Source organism: Paenibacillus sp. FSL H7-0357, from assembly GCF_000758525.1.
Taxonomy (GTDB): domain Bacteria; phylum Bacillota; class Bacilli; order Paenibacillales; family Paenibacillaceae; genus Paenibacillus_AQ.
In genome coordinates this window covers 39,349-56,572 of record NZ_CP009241.1, presented here as the reverse complement: position 1 = coordinate 56,572, position 17,224 = coordinate 39,349, and the positions used below count along the sequence as shown (strand labels likewise).

16 protein-coding genes are annotated in these 17,224 nt (G+C 51.6%); 1 reads left to right on the top strand and 15 read right to left on the bottom strand.

Going from position 1 to position 17,224, the window contains the following annotated elements:
- Positions 1-132: 132 nt before the first annotated feature.
- The 14 genes from spoIIE to pth all read right to left on the bottom strand — a co-directional run bounded on the left by spoIIE (position 133) and on the right by pth (position 15,810).
- Entirely contained in the window at positions 133-2,640 is a 2,508-nt protein-coding gene (spoIIE, locus tag H70357_RS00265; RefSeq protein WP_038584407.1) for a stage II sporulation protein E, read from the bottom strand.
- 341 nt (positions 2,641-2,981) lie between these two features.
- Positions 2,982-3,494 (bottom strand): S1 domain-containing RNA-binding protein, encoded by a 513-nt coding sequence (locus tag H70357_RS00260; RefSeq protein WP_038584404.1) that lies wholly within the window; start codon positions 3,492-3,494, stop codon positions 2,982-2,984.
- A 124-nt stretch (positions 3,495-3,618) separates the two neighbouring features.
- Positions 3,619-3,954 carry an FtsB family cell division protein gene (locus H70357_RS00255; RefSeq protein ID WP_038584402.1) on the bottom strand — a complete coding sequence of 112 codons (336 nt, stop codon included), beginning with the start codon at positions 3,952-3,954 and terminating at the stop codon, positions 3,619-3,621.
- Positions 3,955-3,976: 22 nt separating this feature from the next.
- Positions 3,977-4,540, bottom strand: a complete 564-nt coding sequence (gene yabQ / locus H70357_RS00250; RefSeq protein WP_038584400.1) for a spore cortex biosynthesis protein YabQ — start codon at positions 4,538-4,540, stop codon at positions 3,977-3,979.
- Positions 4,537-4,821 (bottom strand): sporulation protein YabP, encoded by a 285-nt coding sequence (gene yabP, locus H70357_RS00245; protein ID WP_038584398.1) that lies wholly within the window; start codon positions 4,819-4,821, stop codon positions 4,537-4,539. The genes yabQ and yabP overlap by 4 nt, the downstream gene beginning before the upstream one ends.
- A 204-nt stretch (positions 4,822-5,025) precedes the next feature.
- Positions 5,026-5,304 (bottom strand): RNA-binding S4 domain-containing protein, encoded by a 279-nt coding sequence (locus H70357_RS00240; protein ID WP_038584395.1) that lies wholly within the window; start codon positions 5,302-5,304, stop codon positions 5,026-5,028.
- The gene (locus H70357_RS00235; protein ID WP_038584392.1) at positions 5,304-5,576 is read right to left on the bottom strand and encodes an HU family DNA-binding protein; all 273 of its coding nucleotides are present in this window, start codon (positions 5,574-5,576) and stop codon (positions 5,304-5,306) included. The genes H70357_RS00240 and H70357_RS00235 overlap by 1 nt, the downstream gene beginning before the upstream one ends.
- Positions 5,577-5,878: 302 nt before the next feature.
- Positions 5,879-7,378 carry a bifunctional methyltransferase/pyrophosphohydrolase YabN gene (mazG, locus tag H70357_RS00230; RefSeq protein WP_038584389.1) on the bottom strand — a complete coding sequence of 500 codons (1,500 nt, stop codon included), beginning with the start codon at positions 7,376-7,378 and terminating at the stop codon, positions 5,879-5,881.
- A gap of 114 nt (positions 7,379-7,492) precedes the next feature.
- Positions 7,493-9,172 (bottom strand): putative polysaccharide biosynthesis protein, encoded by a 1,680-nt coding sequence (locus H70357_RS00225; RefSeq protein WP_038598278.1) that lies wholly within the window; start codon positions 9,170-9,172, stop codon positions 7,493-7,495.
- 222 nt (positions 9,173-9,394) lie between these two features.
- The gene (gene spoVT / locus H70357_RS00220; RefSeq protein WP_038584386.1) at positions 9,395-9,937 is read right to left on the bottom strand and encodes a stage V sporulation protein T; all 543 of its coding nucleotides are present in this window, start codon (positions 9,935-9,937) and stop codon (positions 9,395-9,397) included.
- A gap of 283 nt (positions 9,938-10,220) precedes the next feature.
- Positions 10,221-11,291 carry a peptidylprolyl isomerase gene (locus H70357_RS00215; RefSeq protein WP_063848008.1) on the bottom strand — a complete coding sequence of 357 codons (1,071 nt, stop codon included), beginning with the start codon at positions 11,289-11,291 and terminating at the stop codon, positions 10,221-10,223.
- Entirely contained in the window at positions 11,275-14,799 is a 3,525-nt protein-coding gene (gene mfd, locus H70357_RS00210; protein ID WP_038598275.1) for a transcription-repair coupling factor, read from the bottom strand. Before mfd ends, H70357_RS00215 begins: the two co-directional genes overlap by 17 nt.
- Before the next feature lie 132 nt (positions 14,800-14,931).
- Complete coding sequence (locus tag H70357_RS00205; RefSeq protein ID WP_038584380.1) at positions 14,932-15,162, bottom strand: anti-sigma-F factor Fin; 231 nt, start codon at positions 15,160-15,162, stop codon at positions 14,932-14,934.
- Positions 15,163-15,249: 87 nt separating this feature from the next.
- A complete protein-coding gene (gene pth, locus H70357_RS00200; RefSeq protein ID WP_038584377.1) occupies positions 15,250-15,810 on the bottom strand; it encodes an aminoacyl-tRNA hydrolase in 561 nt (186 codons plus the stop codon).
- Positions 15,811-15,935: 125 nt separating this feature from the next.
- On the opposite strand from pth, the gene H70357_RS00195 reads away from it, so the two are divergent.
- Complete coding sequence (locus tag H70357_RS00195; protein ID WP_038584374.1) at positions 15,936-16,136, top strand: hypothetical protein; 201 nt, start codon at positions 15,936-15,938, stop codon at positions 16,134-16,136.
- Between the two features lie 123 nt (positions 16,137-16,259).
- Here H70357_RS00195 and H70357_RS00190 read toward each other — a convergent pair whose 3' ends face one another.
- Positions 16,260-17,213 (bottom strand): ribose-phosphate diphosphokinase, encoded by a 954-nt coding sequence (locus tag H70357_RS00190; RefSeq protein ID WP_019914487.1) that lies wholly within the window; start codon positions 17,211-17,213, stop codon positions 16,260-16,262.
- Positions 17,214-17,224 lie beyond the last annotated feature (11 nt).

The following is a 17,224-nucleotide window of genomic DNA, read 5'->3' as shown; positions in this document are numbered from 1 at the left end:
AGCCAGCGGCTTTTGAAACGGGGCGGCGCAAAGGGCGGCGGGGTAGATGAGGCCCCGCCGAATTAGGATACTCCATTGCTTCCATATATAGCTCACGAAAGAATAACGTGAGTTAGATGATAGATTACCTTACTAGCTGACCGTCCGCGGCCGCTCCATCCGGCCGATGCCAGGCATATGCAGGCTGGACCACTCCGGATGATAATGATCGACCCGGCTGACGACAATGGTCATATCATCATGGATTTCATTGCCTTGATAACGGATAACCTTTTCCAGCAGGCTGTCGGCCATATCCTGAGGATCATCTCCCTCCAGCTCCTGGATTAACCGCTTCATCCATATCTCTTTATTAACGGCATATCCGGGCGCATCATAAATACCATCGGTCATCATAATGAGAATATCACCCGGACGCAGCTGCATGCTGATCAAATCCACCTCAATGTCTTTTATGATTCCGATCGGAAGATTGCTCGAAGTAATCGGGATGACTTCGCTCCCCCGGCGGATAAAGGAAGGCGCAGACGCGATTTTCATAAAAGTGGTATGCGCCGAATACTGGTCGATTAGCGCCATATCCACCGTCGCATAGAACTCATCCGGAGAACGCAGCAGCAGAATGGAATTGACGGACTTTACCGCCAGCTTCTCGTCCATACCGGACTGCAGCAGCTTCTCCAGCATGGACAATGCGGCACTGCTCTCCATCCGGGCCCGCTCTCCGTTACCCATCCCGTCACTGATGGACACAGCAAATGTGCCATTTCCAAGCTCTACGGTACTGAAGCTGTCGCCGGAGAACATATCGCCTCCCTTGGCCGCCCCTGCCACTCCGGTATTCACCTCATAAGCTTTGGCAGATCCAAAGGTGACCATCGACAATCCCTCGCGGGGATGCACCGCCGTTTCACTTACGACTGCAATATTCTCCTCCAGAATATCGGACAACAGCGGCGCAACCATCTTGCGGCACTCATCAAAACCGCGGGTATAAGCATGAACCACTTCTATTTCTACCCGGCCGGGATCGAGGCTTAAAATCTCAATCGAATGAATGGACAACCCCAGCTTCTCCAGCGCCTCGCGGATCTGGGCCTCCTGCCGGTACATTGCCTGGCCTTCACGTTTGATCTCCTTCGCCAGGTCCTCCATCACCTGAGATACACCCGAAAGCTGCTCGGCAACAAATTGGCGGCTGTCGTATATTTGTCTTTTCCAGCGCATATCATGCTGGTATAGCTCATACTGGCCCTTCATCACTTCCAGTACCTCCCCTGTCTTGCCGCAAATCCGGCTCCACTCGGGCGGAAGCTGGGCTGCGGTGATATCCGGGCATTCTTCTACGGTCGTCATCATATCTGTCATATACCTGTACGTCTGATAAAACTTCGTGTCCCAGCAATGCGAACGCCGGATACAGCCGGCGCAGGCACCCTCAGTTACGGTACTCATGAAGTCTTCCATTTCACGTTCACTTTTACCGGCTTCTCCAGCCCGGGGAATCTGCCCGAAGCTGCTCGACAGCTGCTGGAATACCTGCGAGAACTGGGTTACCCGGTCTGCTGTAATATCTCTCACTCTTCTGGCATATTCATGCTGTGACCGGCTGTGATCCGGTGTGCCCGGCACATATTTGGCGATGGCAGAAATAATCCCCTTTGGTGTTAGAAGAAACAACAACACTGCAGCGCAAGTCTCCCAAGTTGAGGCCATCACATCACCCGGGCCCAGGAAGTAGACCGAAAGTATAGTCGAGCCCAGCAGCATCCCGATCGAGACTGCCCCTTTGCGCCCGGACTGCATCATCCCGGCCAGCATTCCGGAGAAAGCCAGGAGACTCATCTGATAAATGGCTCCGATATCAGCCAGGCTGAGGATCAGTCCGGTGACTACCCCGACGGCAGCACCGAGCGGAGCTCCCCCGGCGAGAGCAAACAACAGAATAAGAAAGCGTGACAGAATATGTTCCAGCGACAAGCCGTTTATGGTCCAGCCCACAAGGCCGGTCATGACGGAAGCCAGCAGAATAATTAAGCAGAGAACTTCTTCATTCCGCAGCGCCCGGCTCCTTTGCTTGTAAGTAAACAAAGGAAGCGCCTGCAAAAATACCAGTGTAAGCACAAAGCCAAGCAGCGCATCGAGTGTCGCCATCATCAGCGGGTACCAGGTAAGGGAGGGACCCATGATAATCCGGAACAGTCCGACCATAAATGAGGATACGAATACCATCAGCGGCGCATAGGATAGATCAATCCGCTGGAAGCTCTCAAAACCTTTGTACAGCAGGTAGAAGATAATTAGCTCTGCGGCAATCACTACTGCTCCGGGGAACGGGGTGAACAGACTGCCGAGGATCGTGGCTGCAGCCACCGGAAGTATAGAGTCTTTACGCATAAACACAATGACAGCAAAGTAAGCTACAGCAAAGGGTGACAGCTCGTCCAAAATCATTGCCCGTCCCAGCATAAAGCCCATTAAGCTCAACAGCAGCATCCATTTCTTCACTGTTAGAAACTGAAGCAGCGGTTGATTCATACCCCAGCTCTTTAGACGCATGCCCCAGGCTTCCTTCTGCACCTTGTCTTTGCTTCCCGCTTTTGTCCACTCCGGCAAATTGACCACATTGCTTTTATTCATTCCTCTGCACCACCCGTTTAAGAATTTATGGTTCTCATTATATAGCGGGGGTCTTAAGAAAGTTTGTCAGAAACAGAGAGCAAACTGTAAAAAATTTCCGACAAAAAAGCCTGTCCCGACAAAGCACCCGCGAAGCCTCTCGATCCCATGCGGGGCATTGGATTGATAGACTCGACCAGCGGATTGCCGCAAAACTGTGCAGAGGCCAGCGGCAGATTTTCGTCAGCGATTGCTCTGGTGTTATGTGAGAATGAGATAGATGCTGTCGGCAATTTGCCGGGCACCGACAAAAAAACCGCAAGGGCGAAAGCCCCTGCGGTTATTTATGATGTGCAAGTAGATTATACGCGTTTGGCTCCACGGCCTCCGCGCTTTCCTTCTGTGTTCTTCTTGATCGAAGATATCCGTTCTTCGCTGTCTTTCAGGAAGCGTGACATTTTATCCTCGAATGAAGGTTTACCGGCTGCAGGCTTGAATGGACGCCCTCCCCGTTCACGATTGAAACCACCACCACCGCCGCCGCCTCCACCACCACTGCCGCCACCGCCGCCGAAACGGTCTCCACCGCTTGGACGTTCTGGTCTTGGAGCTCTAGGGGGACGTACTTCCGATGCCGGCTTATCTACAGCCTGCTTGATGGAAAGCCCGATCTTGCCGTCCTTGTCAACGTTGATCACCTTGACAGTTACTACATCACCAATCTTTAAATGATCGTTAACATCCTTGACGTAGTTATCGGCGATTTCCGAAATGTGAACGAGACCTGTGACACCTCCTGACAGATCCACAAATGCTCCGAAATGCGTGATGCCTGTCACCTTGCCTTCTAACTTGGTGCCCACTTCAATTGCCATAGAATAAAATGATCCTCCCTTAAAAATATACAGACGAATATAAAGTCCATCCAGTCTGCGGTGATTTGATTATACAGTAAAGAGCAAAGCAAGGCAACACAGCGAAAGCCTCTTTTGGCCTGCTTTATTGCCCTGATTGCTCGGGACGAATAGGCTGTTCCCCTAACGGATACATATTGTACCATTTACGCGCCAATTGGCCGATATACTCGTCGTCGTTAAGTCGCGACACTTCGTATTTCAGTTGATTGAGGGAAGCCGTAACTCCCTCGCTGCTCGCCTGCTTCTTGGCCAGTTGTTCACTCTTTTCCGCAATTGCCGCACTCTGGGCAAAGAAAATATAACCGGCCCAGCCCAAAAAAACTGTAACCATGACCGCCCATAGGAATCTTCTTCTCTTCGTGCCTGCAGCCAAGCCTTTGTTATTGCTACTCTTCTCTTCTGCAGAAAATCTGTTCATGCAGCCTACCCCCAGTTCAATCTCAGCGTTTCCACCATGCGGTCAACCACTCAGACAATCTCACCATCCAGGCACTGTGATAGAGCCGGGACAATGGCGGAGAGATCCATCTTACTGGAAGTACCCAAATTGGCTTCGTTAGACGCAGCAGCAGCTTCAGGATAAATAACAGGATCCGGCCCAAGAGCAGCAGCGTCCCCCTCAGGAGGCGCCAAAGCCAGCGAAGCGGCATGCCTATTACGATTTCTACAGCTCTCCATAGCAGCCTGCACGTATACTGAATCGACTGAATTAACATTACCACAAAATGCCGCACCGTAACACTGAAGAGTAAAAAATAAATCCATACGCCTAGAAAGAGGCCAAGAAAGACATAAAACCTCAATTGTCCCTGATTTCCGGCATAAAGCATCCGGAAGACGAGGAGTGCCGCCCACATCCAATACAGCAGATCCAGCAGCGCATTCAGCCATTTGGGAAAGCTTAATTTCAGCGACAGCACCCGGTAGCTGTCATAGGCCAGTCCCATGGCTGTGCCGGCCAGCATCATGTAAAGCAGGGTGATCCACTGAATCGCGGGATTCATTTAAACAGTTTGCCGAGGATGCCTTTGTTTTTACTCTGCGCTCCGGGATCAAGGTAAATCAGGGAATGGACATTGCCCTCCAGAGACAAAAGCCCATTCTCCAGACTTAGATTCTTGATATGTAAATGATTTCCGCGAATGGTGAGATGGCCAAGTTCCGTGCGTAGCAGAAACTCCTCGCTGTCGAAGCTCTCTACATTCTGCACGCCTGTTATCTCCAATTGCTTGCGACTGCGCATGTGCAGATCGTGCTGTTTATTGACTTTGACTGGCTCGATCATAGCATGTACCCCTCCTTCTTGTTTCTAATCTATGGTGGAAGGAGAGGTTATAGAACAGAGGCTTTTAGAATTTCAAAAGACCAATAGAGCTCATGCAAGAAGCCAACGGAGTTCTATTATTATTAAAAACAAAGAGGGTGTTCCGGCCATTTCTGGCATCAGGAACACCCTCTTGCTTGTGATCTGCTTATCCTTACAGCGCTTTTACCAGTCGAGACCGCTGCTTTTGGCAACAGGCTCTTCACGGAGCAGCGTATACATACCGGCGGCCTCGTCCTTGCGGGTCGTTTCCACCAGTTTCTCCACTTTGACCGTTACTAGCTTTTGACCGAATTGCACTGTAATCTCGTCGCCGATCTTTACCGTACTGCTCGGTTTCGATTCCTTCCCGTTAATCAGCACCCGGCCCTGTTCGGACACATCTTTAGCCACAGTGCGGCGCTTAATCAAACGGGATACCTTCAGGAATTTGTCCAGGCGCATTAGTTGACGGCTTCTTTAAGCTTGTTGCCAGCCTTGAAGGCCGGTACAGTGGATTCAGGAATTTCAATAGGTGTGCCCGATTGCGGGTTGCGGCCGGTGCGGCCGGAACGTTTGCGGGTTTCGAAAGTACCGAAGCCGATCAATTGGACCTTATCGCCTTTGGACAGAGCATCTGTAATTTCGCCCAGCACGCCGTTCAATACGGTTTCTACATCTTTCTTTGCCAATCCGCTTTTTTCGGAAATGTTGTTTACCAAATCTGTCTTGTTCATAATTTGAAGTTCCTCCTAGGATACAAAAAAATAAATGAAACGCGATAAGCTGCTAAGATATGCCGCGAATCGTCATTTCGTCTTTAAGATATTCTGGATGCCGCCCGAAATTCCTGCCGCAAACACTCGATTTTAAAAAAATTAAGAGAGCAGTCCAGGCTCAGGCACTATTACATTATAAACCTCTCACAACATTCCAAACCAGAGAGTTAAGCCCCATTCACATCATTGCCTCTTCTTACGGCCCCTATACTGCAAAAGGCGGAGAAAGCGCCTATCCAATATTAGAGGATGCTCAGAATCTATTGTTTTCGCTCCTTGATCTTAGCCTCCTGCCACAACGCTTCCATCTCTTCTAGACTACTGTCCAATAGACGGGTATTCCGGCTTAGCAGCTGCTCCTCAATATATTGGAATCTAGACACAAACTTGCGGTTGGTGCGGGTCAACGCCTCTTCAGGATCCGCTCCGATGAAGCGTGCCGCATTGGTCGCGGCGAACAGCAGATCCCCCAGCTCCAGCATTTGCTCCTCCGCCGGTGCACCGGATTCGATAGCCTCCTGAAGCTCATCAATCTCTTCGCGGATTTTAGCCAGCACATCGCCAACGTTGTCCCAATCGAATCCTACTTTGGAGGCCTTTTTCTGCAGTTTGTAGGCCTTCATCAGCGCAGGCAAATCACGGGGAACACCGCTCAGCGCGGATTCTGCTTCCGGTTTTACACCCTTAAGCCGTTTTTCCTCAGCCTTCATGCCCTCCCAGTTCTGGAGCGCTTCCTCGGCATCTGCAGCATTCTTATCGCCGAAGACATGCGGATGGCGGAAGATCAGCTTGTCATTCAATCCTTCAATGACATCATAGACATTAAAGGTGCCCTGCTCCTCCTCCATCTGGGAATGAAGCATGATCTGCAGCAGCAGGTCGCCCAGCTCTTCCTTCATATGGTCCGGATCATCCTCATCGATCGTTTCCAGAACCTCATAGGTTTCCTCAATCAGATTTTTGCGCAGTGATTCATGCGTCTGCTCCCGGTCCCATGGGCACCCTTCCGGACTGCGCAACGTATCGACAATTTCATGCAAGCGGGCAAATGTGCGTTTTCGTGCACTTTCCGCGCGGTTTGCCGGAACATAAATCAGCGAGAGATTGCCGTACCCTTCCAGACGGTCCAGCTCATACAGCGGTACCCGGAGAATACGTTCTTCCTTATCCACTCCAAGAGCATGCCCTACGATTACCTCATACTCCGGCGGATAACAATCCATCAGACAGAGCTTGGTTTCGGAAGCCGTGAAGCTGTCGTAGACCTGGCCGATCAGCGTATGCAGCTCCGGCTGAAGCTGGGAACTGCGGATACCGGAAGCATCCAGAAGCTGAAACCCTTCAATCGGGTCGAAGCCAAGCCGTACAAATGCCTCATCGAGAAAGCTCTCCCCGCCGAGAATGTGCAGTTCTACTCCCGCGCCCGGGCAGCGCTCCCGCAGCAGGGATACCGCCGATTCTGCAACCATGGGATGCCCCGGGACGGCATAGACAATTTCCGTACCCTGCGGTGCGGAACGCGCTTCCTCGATTAATTTCGCCGTAATGGCTTCATACACCTCAGGAAACGAGGACAGCGATTCATACAGCCCGTCAAAGGACTGGGAAGCTATTTCAAGCTCTGTTAAAGCCGCCATCACCGGATGCTCTGCGGTCCGGACATAAACGGCGGATGCGGATTGCAGCTTCTTGATAATGCCCAGGGTCAGCCGGTCGGGATTGCCGGAACCGAGGCCAACCACGGTTAATGTTGCGCTCATACCTGTCTCCACTCCTTCTCACTGCCATGCCGCTGTGGCTAAGGCAGCTTTGTATGTACTGCAATATAGTAATCTCATGCTTAAGAGATAACATTTGGAACAGCTAGCTGCGCCTTAAGGGAACAGGCGCAGCTTCTTCAGCTTGTCCGCAAGCCGCGGGCCAAAGCCCGGAAGCTGGCGCAGCTCGCTTTCGCTGAGCAGCCGCAGGGCAACAGCGCCGGCGGCGAAGACGGCGCAGCCTGCCAGCACGCCGAGCAGGCTCTGCGCCAGGGCTGTGGTTCGCCCGCCGCCGAAGCCGGCGGCTGCGGCCGCACTGCCAACGCCGAGGCTTACAGCTGCGGCGGCCAGGCCAAGGCCCGCGAGCAGCAGCGCGGGCTTCACCAGGGCATCTGCGAAGCGCAGCCGCAGATGGCCCATACGGTGCAGCAGCAGCACATTCAGCGCTGCTGCGAAGAGATGCGCGGCCACGCTGGCGATGGCTGCGCCGGTAATGCCCTGCTGCGGAATCAGCAGCAGGTTGAGGGCCGCCTTGAGCACCGCGGCCGCCAAGAGATGTACCGCCGGCGCGCGCACGGCGCCCAGGCCCTGCAGCAGCGCGGCGGAGATGATGCTGACCGTACCGCCAGCGGCGGTAAAGGCCAGCCAGGTCATCGTACCGCTGCCGGCAGCATCACCGTACAGAGCCACATTGACCGGCTCTGCAAGGACGGCCAGGCCAACCGAAGCGGCCAGGCCCAGCAGCCAGAACCAGCGCAGCGACAGGCTGCAGCGGGTCTGGATCAGCCCGAGATCTCCGCGGTGCTTCGCCTCCGCGAGTGCCGGGATGAAGACCACTGATAACGAAGTGGCCAGCATTGTTACCATCTGAACAAGCGGCAGACCGCGATTGTAGATGCCGAACTGCGCCATCGCCGCCGCTTCGCTGACAGTTGACGACAGCAACCGGGGGACGGTAAATACATCGACCAGCCCGATAAGCGGTATAGCCAGCGTTCCGAGCATGACTGGAATGCCATAGCCCAGCAGCTTGCGGGCCTTGGCTCCTGTCTGCTCCCGGACAGTGTCCGCAGCAGAACTCCGGGTCCAGGCGGTTTCGGAGGCAGCTGATATCGCCAGCTCAGCCGACTGCTGCGCTACGCTCACACGGCGGCGGTAATTCTGCCAATACAGCAGCATGACAATCAGACCGGCCGCTCCGCCGCCAGCCGAACCAATCAGCGCACCCGCCGCGATGGTGGCCGCGTCTGCTCCCTTACCGGTCAGATACAACAGCAGTGCGATCATGACGGCTACCCGCACCGACTGCTCGACAACCTGCGACACCGCGGTAGGGACCATATTATGCAGTCCCTGAAAATAACCGCGCAATGCGGCCATAAGCGGAACAACAGCAAGCCCCAATGCGCTGCAGCGCAGCGCGGGAATCACATGGGAGTTGCCGACCCACCCGGCGATAACCGGAGCCCCAAGATAGGCAAGGGCCCCAATCACAAGGCCGCTGATGACTGTAATGGCCGCTGACAGCAGCAGAACCCTCCGGCCTTCGCTTTCATCTCTGTCGGCCGAGGACTCGGCCACGAATCTGGCGATTGCAGACGGCAGACCCAGCATCGCTATCGTTATAAGCATCGTGTACAGGGGATTAACCGTGTTGTATATGCCGAACACGGCGTCTCCACCCAGATTTTGCAGCGGAATTTTCTGCAGCGTACCAATCAGTTTGGAGAGAATGGCTGCTGCGCTGAGAATAAATGCGCCTTGCAGTAATTTAGAGCCTTGTGTACCAGATTTCATAAAAGTACCTGCTTCTACAGCGATAACTGCCATAATGGGATGAATTTCTATATTATAACGCATGGAGGCGCGTAAGTAGAAACGGTTTTGCTTGCATTTACACGTACGGCTGCATTTTTCTGCAATCCGCATCTTCTTATCTTTTCCAAAATGGAACGCTAAAACCCCGCCCTCCCTTTGTATCATACCAAAAGGAAAGCGGGGTCCATAGTATCAAAGCTGTTACTGCTCCATCTGCTTGCCCAAAAAAGCGGCTGCCGTTTCGGCCATTTTGATTTCCATTTGCGCCATTTTTACCGAATCATCCTTGTTCAGAAGCACTACACAACCGATGGGGTCCCCGCCGGAGATGATGGGAGCGGCTACATAGCTCGATATTAATTCTGCATGATCTTTACCGATGTCATAGCTGCCTGCATTCGTTTCGAGCACGGTCTTGCGGCTGTCCATTACCTTCTCCAGGAGCACACCCACCTGTTTCTCGAGATAATCCTTTTTGGAACCTCCGGCAAGGGCGATAAAAGTGTCCCTGTCAGTAATCATTGTAATATGCCCTGTGCCTTCATAAAGCGACTCTGCATATTCCTTGGCGAAATCACCCAGCTCACCAATCGGGGAATACTTCTTCAGTATGACTTCACCGTCGCGATCGACGAAAATTTCCAACGGATCCCCTTCACGAATACGTAGTGTGCGTCTGATCTCTTTAGGGATAACAACTCGACCGAGGTCATCAATACGGCGTACAATTCCAGTAGCTTTCATTTCACATGTTGCCCCGCTTTCTTAAGAAGTATGGTCCAACTACTGTCCATTATGGGAATGGATAATCCCAGTGATTTATCGTAATATCTGACCATAGTATTCATCTCTTCCCAGTTCCTTATACATCCTCTGGAAGGTATAACATTAAATATCCTTAATCCGCAGACTTCCGGCGCACCCCTCCCCGTTATGCGCTATTTTTAACATAATTATACATTATAATTTACAAAATAAAGCCATCCCTCGCTTTGAAGCGTCAGGATGGCTTGTCCGTGCAAAAGGTTTATTTGGCTTCTTTTGTAGCCGCTGGTGAGGCACTTGGAGCTTCTGTAGCTTTAGTTCCGCTGTTTGTTCCGGACTCAGTGGCAGCAGCGGAGCTTTTCGGCAGATTGATTTTAATTTCCAGGTCTTTCAGATTATTTTCGAGGTAGGACTCCAGGCTTTGCGAAGCCAGCGAGCTTTTGATTGCTTCCTTCTGTTCATCGGTCAGCTTCTCAAAGGTTGCTTCTGTGCGGCTCTCCACCTTAATGATGTAATAACCCACTTTTGTTAGTACTGGATCACTGATTGTATTCAACGGCAGTGTCTGGGCTGCTGCCTTGAACTCCTCCAAATAATTGCCCAGCAATACTTCTTTCAGCTGGCCGCCAGCTTCCTTGGACGCGGTATCGTCGGTGTATTGCTTGGCGATTTCCGCAAAGTCCGCTCCACCGTCAAGCTTAGCCTTTACCTCCTTAGCCAGCTTAAGTGCGTCTTCCTCGGTACGCTCCTTTTTGTTGGCGTCAGTCAGTCCGATCAACACCTGACGCAGAGTAGCTACAGTGAAATCGCCTTTGATTAGTTCAAATTCCTTCTTTACTTGGTCATCGGTTACTTTGAGCAGCATATCCTGATAAACCGTAAGCACACGCACCATATAAGTCCGCACATCGTCTTCCTTTAGACTCTGCTCCTTCAGTAAGCTATCATAGGTGTCACCCAAACGGCTCTTAAGATCAGCTAATTGCACATCGGCTTCCTTCTCGGCCTGCTTCTTAGCCTCATCTGTTGCCTTGCCGGCCAGATGCTCAAAGGCCACTTCCTGGTTCAGAATGGATTCCTTGAAGGTATCAATCTCCAGGTACTGGGCCTGCTGCGGGGAGAGAAATTTCATGACACGGGTGTCTAAATCGAATTCCTTCTCAGTAATGGTTCCCCCTTTGTAGGTAGCGTACGCTGTGCTGCTATCATCAGCTGCATTATTATTTTTAGTATTGTTGTTGCTGCTGCAAGCAGAAAGCATAGAGAAGGAAAGAGCCGCTGCCAGTGAGACCAGCAGCACTTTCCAGGATTTTTTTTTATTTAACGACATCATGTAGTTCTCCCTTCAATTTTAGAGACTGTTTAGCCGCAGCCAGAAACTGCTCCAACAGATCAAGCAGCGCCTTATCGTCAAGATCCTTCGACTTGATGCGGATACTGGCTTTAGCATCCCTATCAAATTGTACACGTCTTTCGAAGCTATTTCCAACTTTGGCAAGCTTGGCCGTATCAAAGGCCCCGGTGCTGCCTTCATGGAAGTTCAACGAAACATCGTCGCCACGACGGATCATCGATTCCAATCCATAGAGCTTTCCATATACCTTGAGCCGGGCTACGGACAGCAGATTGACTACGGCCTCCGGCAATTCTCCGAAGCGGTCAAGCAGCTCATCCTCCAGTTCCCCAGCGTCCTCAAAAGTGGAAACCGCCGCAACCTTCTTATAAATTTCGATCTTCTGGATGCTGTCGTAAATATACTCGGATGGAAGATACGCATCAATGGACAAATCAATGACCGTATTGCCCTGCTTCAGCGAAGTATCCTCTTCTCCCAGTACAGTAACCTTACGCTTGCGGATTTCTTCCGCCAGCATTTGCGAATACAGATCGAAACCGACGGAAGCGATAAACCCGTGCTGCTCCGCACCAAGCAGATTGCCCGCTCCGCGAATGGAAAGGTCGCGCATGGCAATTTTGAAGCCGGAGCCAAGCTCCGTAAATTCCTTGATAGATTGCAGGCGCTTCTCCGCGACCTCAGTCAGCACCTTGTCCCGCTGGTACGTGAAATAGGCATAGGCAATCCTGTTGGAGCGTCCTACACGTCCACGCAGCTGATAGAGCTGTGATAGCCCCATTTTGTCGGCATCATGGACAATAAGCGTATTGACGTTCGGAATATCCACTCCAGTCTCAATAATACTTGTGCTCACCAGCACATCGTATTCTCCGTCAAGGAAGTCGAGTATGGTCTTCTCCAGCTCCGACTCCGACATTTGGCCATGGCCAATGCCGACCCTTGCTTCCGGAACAAGCATGGAGATTTGTGCGGCCATTTCCTGAATACCTTGAACGCGGTTGTAGAGATAATAGACCTGTCCTCCACGGGCCAGCTCACGTTCCACCGCTTCCCGGGTAAGCGTCTGACTATGTTCAACCACATACGTCTGCACGGGAAAGCGGTTCTCCGGTGGTGTCTCAATGACTGACAAATCCCGCACGCCAAGCATCGACATATGCAAGGTCCGTGGAATAGGCGTTGCAGTCAAGGTGAGCACATCGACATTGGTCTTGAGCTTCTTGAGTTTTTCTTTATGGGTTACACCAAAGCGCTGCTCTTCATCAACAATTAAAAGACCGAGATCCTTAAAGACCATATCCTGCGACAACAGTCTGTGTGTGCCGATTACTACATCTACCGTTCCCTGCCGGACACCCTTAATGGTCTCGTTCTGCTCTTTACGGCTGCGGAAGCGGCTCAGTACCTGAATGTTCAGCGGATAATTGGCAAACCGCTCACGGAAGGTTTCATAATGCTGCTGTGCGAGGATTGTGGTCGGCACCAGCACGGCAACCTGCTTGCCTTCAATCGCTGATTTGAAGGCTGCCCGGATCGCCACTTCCGTCTTGCCATAGCCTACGTCTCCGCATAGCAGCCGGTCCATCGGACGGTTCTGCTCCATATCCTTCTTGATCTCTTCGATAGCGCGCAGCTGATCGCGGGTTTCGTCATACGGGAACATTTCCTCGAATTCACGCTGCTCCTGCGTATCCTTCTCAAAACCATAACCCAGAGCACTTTGGCGCTCAGCGTACAGCTTAATCAGATCATCCGCGATATCCTGAACAGAAGAACGCACTTTATTGGTGACTCGCGTCCACTCGTTTCCGCCAAGCTTGTATACCTTCGGTTCTTTATCTTCCGATCCGACATATTTCTGAATCAGATCTATCTGTTCAATCGGTACGGACAGCTTATCGCCACCGGCATATAGAATATGCATATAATCCCGGTGAATTCCGCTGACCTCAAGCGTGCCAATCCCCATATATTTGCCGATACCGTGATTCTGGTGTACCACGTAATCGCCGATTTTAAGCTCGGTATAGCTCTTAATCCGTTCTGCATTGTCAATTCCTTTGGAAACCTTGCGCGCCTTACGCTGCTTCTGGGAGAACATCTCTCCTTCAGTGATCACAGCAAGATGAATGGAAGGCAGCTCAAAACCGGAGCCCAGATTCCCGTGGACAATAGTAGGCTCTTCAATGCCATAATCGTACAGCACCCGGCGGACCCGCTCCATCCGCTCCTCGCTGCTCGCCAGCATCACAACCTGCACACCCGACTTATGCCAGCGCTCCATCTCCGATTTCAGCACATTCATCTGGCCGTGGAAATCCTGCATGCCGCGGCTGATAAATCCAAGGATGTTCTGCGGCTGGATATGTGGAACCTGGCGCAGGAAAATTGACATGAACAGGCTCTGGAATGGGCGGCGGTACATGATAGCTTCATTGTCTACGGAAAGATGAAGATCAGGCAGGTTTTTGCCGTTCTGCAGCAAATGCAGGTTCCATTCCGACTCGTCCCGCTCCAGCTGTTTCGCCGTTTCCAGCAGTCTGGCCGGCTCATCCATAATAAGAAGGGTGTCCTGTGCCATATAATCATATAAATGGCAGCGTTCAGGATATAAGAGACTGATATATTTATAGACTTCAGGGAAATAGGTTCCCTGCCGCAGCATCTCCAGCTCCCGGCCCATTTCCTCACGCAAACGCAGCTTTGCCTGCCGGTCGGTCATTTTCTCCAGCTGGCGTTCCAGCATCGCTGCCGCTTCAGAGGCTGCCGAATCCTGGCGGGACTGGTCTGCGATGATCTCCTTAGCCGGTGTGATCTTCACACTGCGCACCTTGTCGATGGATCGCTGGTCTGCAGGATCAAAGGTTCGAATCGAATCGATCTCATCATCAAACAGCTCTACCCGGTAAGCCAGCGATGAGGTCATTGGATAGAAATCGACAATGCCTCCCCGCACACTAAGCTCACCACGGTTCTCTACCCGTTCAACCCGTTCATAACCCATCATAATCATAGACATCAGAAAATCATCCAGAGAGAGGGTTCCATCCTGTGAAACGGTTAATTGTGCCTCTGCCATCACATGCGGCGACGGAAGCAGACGCCGGACGCCAGAATAAGGCACAACCACAACGCCACGGAAGCCCTGGGCACATTTGGTCAGGACATCTATCCGCTGAGCAAGCGTCTCAGGGCTGGAGACAGCCGCTTCAGCGGCAACCAGCTCATTGGCAGGGTAAAGCAGCACGCGATCCGGAGAAAGCGCTTCCTGCAAATCCTCAGCCATCTTCTGGGCCGAGAACATATTATGGGTGACTATAAGCAGCGGCCGTTCGGTTTCTTCATGCAGCGCCGCCAGCATAATTTGTCTGGCCGAACCGGACAAACCTGATATTAGCTGCTCCTTCATCCCTGCGGCAACACCACGGGTGACGGACTGAAAATCAGGATCTTTGGAAAAAGCTTCTATAAGACCTTGTAACAACAAAGGACACCTCTCTTACTGAACAGGCTGACGGCAGCCTAAGCTGCCGCACCTATTATGATTAGAATCGAAAACAAGCCTCAGCGATAAGGCCAAGGCTTGCGGATGACGATAGAGACAGGCGCTTCCACCTTACTGAAGCGGACTGGCCAGCAGGCTGAGCTCAGGGTTGTTCTCCAAGGCCTGCTTGCAGTAATCGCAAGTAACCTTTACCGTGATCTCACCTTCTGAATCATACGCTATGATATCTCTGCGCTCCGCAGGGGTCAAAGAATGCAGACCAAGCTGCGCTTCTGTGATATTACTTCTATTGATGCTTCCCAGAAATGTCCGGCAGTGCCTGCATACGTAGTGTATTGCCATCTATATGCCTCCTGAAGGTAGTATATACCCTTCAGTATGCCCCGCTCCGGTCGTATTTAGCCTTAAGATGCGGGCGGGAGCGGGCAGTTAGCCATTGAATTTGGCCATGGTCTGTTCAAAGGTATGCTGCAGGCTGAACTCCAGGGCGTCACAGGTATCTAGGATCATGGTCTTCAGCCTGTCTCCTTCTTTCTTGGGAAAGGCAGAAAGCACATAATCTACAATAGCAAAGCCCGGTTCAGGACGGGAGATCCCCATCCGCACACGGTTGAAGCTTTGCGTGCCTGTATGCTGTATGATCGACTTGATTCCGTTATGGCCTCCGGCACTTCCCTGATAACGCAGCCGGATTTTGCCGATTTCCGTATCAAGATCATCATAGACTACAATCATATCCTCTAAATTCACTTTATAATATTCCATGTATGCACGAACTGCTTCTCCGGACAGGTTCATAAAGGTCATGGGTTTGATCAGAACTGTCTTGACTCCCCCGATGACGCCCTCACCGATTACGGACTTGCACTTATTCTGGTTAAAGGTGATTCCGTTTCTGGCCGCTAGCTCGTCAAGCGCCATAAAACCGACGTTATGCCTGGTTTTGGCGTACTGCGGTCCCGGATTTCCGAGTCCAACAATCCATTTCATGATGGCCTATCCTTTCCATCCGGTTCTCTTAAGCAGAAGAGTTCCGTTTTTGGTACAATAAATTTTATTAGGCTTACTTCTAGAGCAGCCGAGGGCCACTTTACTCCAAAGACAGGTGATGAACAATGCCACATCAGGGCGACATCTTAACGCTTCAGCGCCATTTCCAGTACCACATCCAATATGCTGTGCCTGTCGAAATTTACAGAGACAATGTGCACGTAGCCATCGGTGTAGTTACAGCAGCAGATGAAGGCTTTGTTGAGCTGCAGGGTACTCTTTACAACCGCAGCCTGTTCACCTTTATCTCCCGGCCAGGGTATTGATGCCGCAGCAAAGCTGGAGGTCATCACGCCGACAAGGGTTACATCTTCCGTTACGGAGGTGTAACCCTTTTTGAATACAGGCGGGAACGGCAGTCATATCTCTACAAGAGCACTACCCGAATACTATTCGATTTCGAACAATTTGCTGATGGACAGCTCCTCATGAACACGAATAATCGCCTCACCCATAAGTGGAGCCACGGACAACACTTTGAGCTTCGAGGTCGGATTGCTGCTGCGGATTGGAATGGTATCCGTCACGATAATTTCTTTGATTGGTGAATTTTCCAGACGTTCATGCGCAGGTCCGGACAATACCGGGTGGGTACAGCAAGCATAAACTTCCTTCACGCCGCCTTCCATCAAGGCATTGGCTCCCAGTACAATCGTTCCGGCAGTGTCGATAATATCATCGATCAGAATCGCTGTTTTACCTTCGATGTTACCGATAATATTCATGACTTCGCTGACATTCGGTTCCGGACGGCGTTTGTCGATGATCGCCAGAGGTGCGTTAAGGAAATCGGCAAGCTTTCTAGCCCGCACAACACCGCCATGGTCCGGGGAGACCACAACCGGATTCTGGATTTGCTTCGAACGGAAATACTGGGCAAGAATCGGAACACCCAGCAGATGATCCACCGGAATATCAAAAAAGCCTTGAATTTGCATCGCATGAAGGTCCATCGTGATAACACGGTGAGCTCCTGCTTTTTCGATCAGGTTCGCTACCAGCTTGGCCGTAATTGGATCACGGGAACGCGCCTTACGGTCTTGACGAGCGTATCCGTAATAAGGAATAACCACATTGATGCTTTTCGCGGAAGCGCGTTTGAGCGCATCTACCATAACCAGAAGCTCCATCAAATTGTCGTTAACCGGACCACAAGTCGACTGTACGATATAGACATGGCAGCCCCGGACACTCTCAGACAGCTTGACCTGAATCTCCCCGTCGCTGAAGCTTGTGGTATGTGATTCACCCATCGGAATTCCGATATAATCGGCAATTTGACTAGCCAGCTTAGGATTGGAGTTGCAGGTGAAAATCTTTAATTTGGAATCGCAATAAGTCATAAAATATAAAC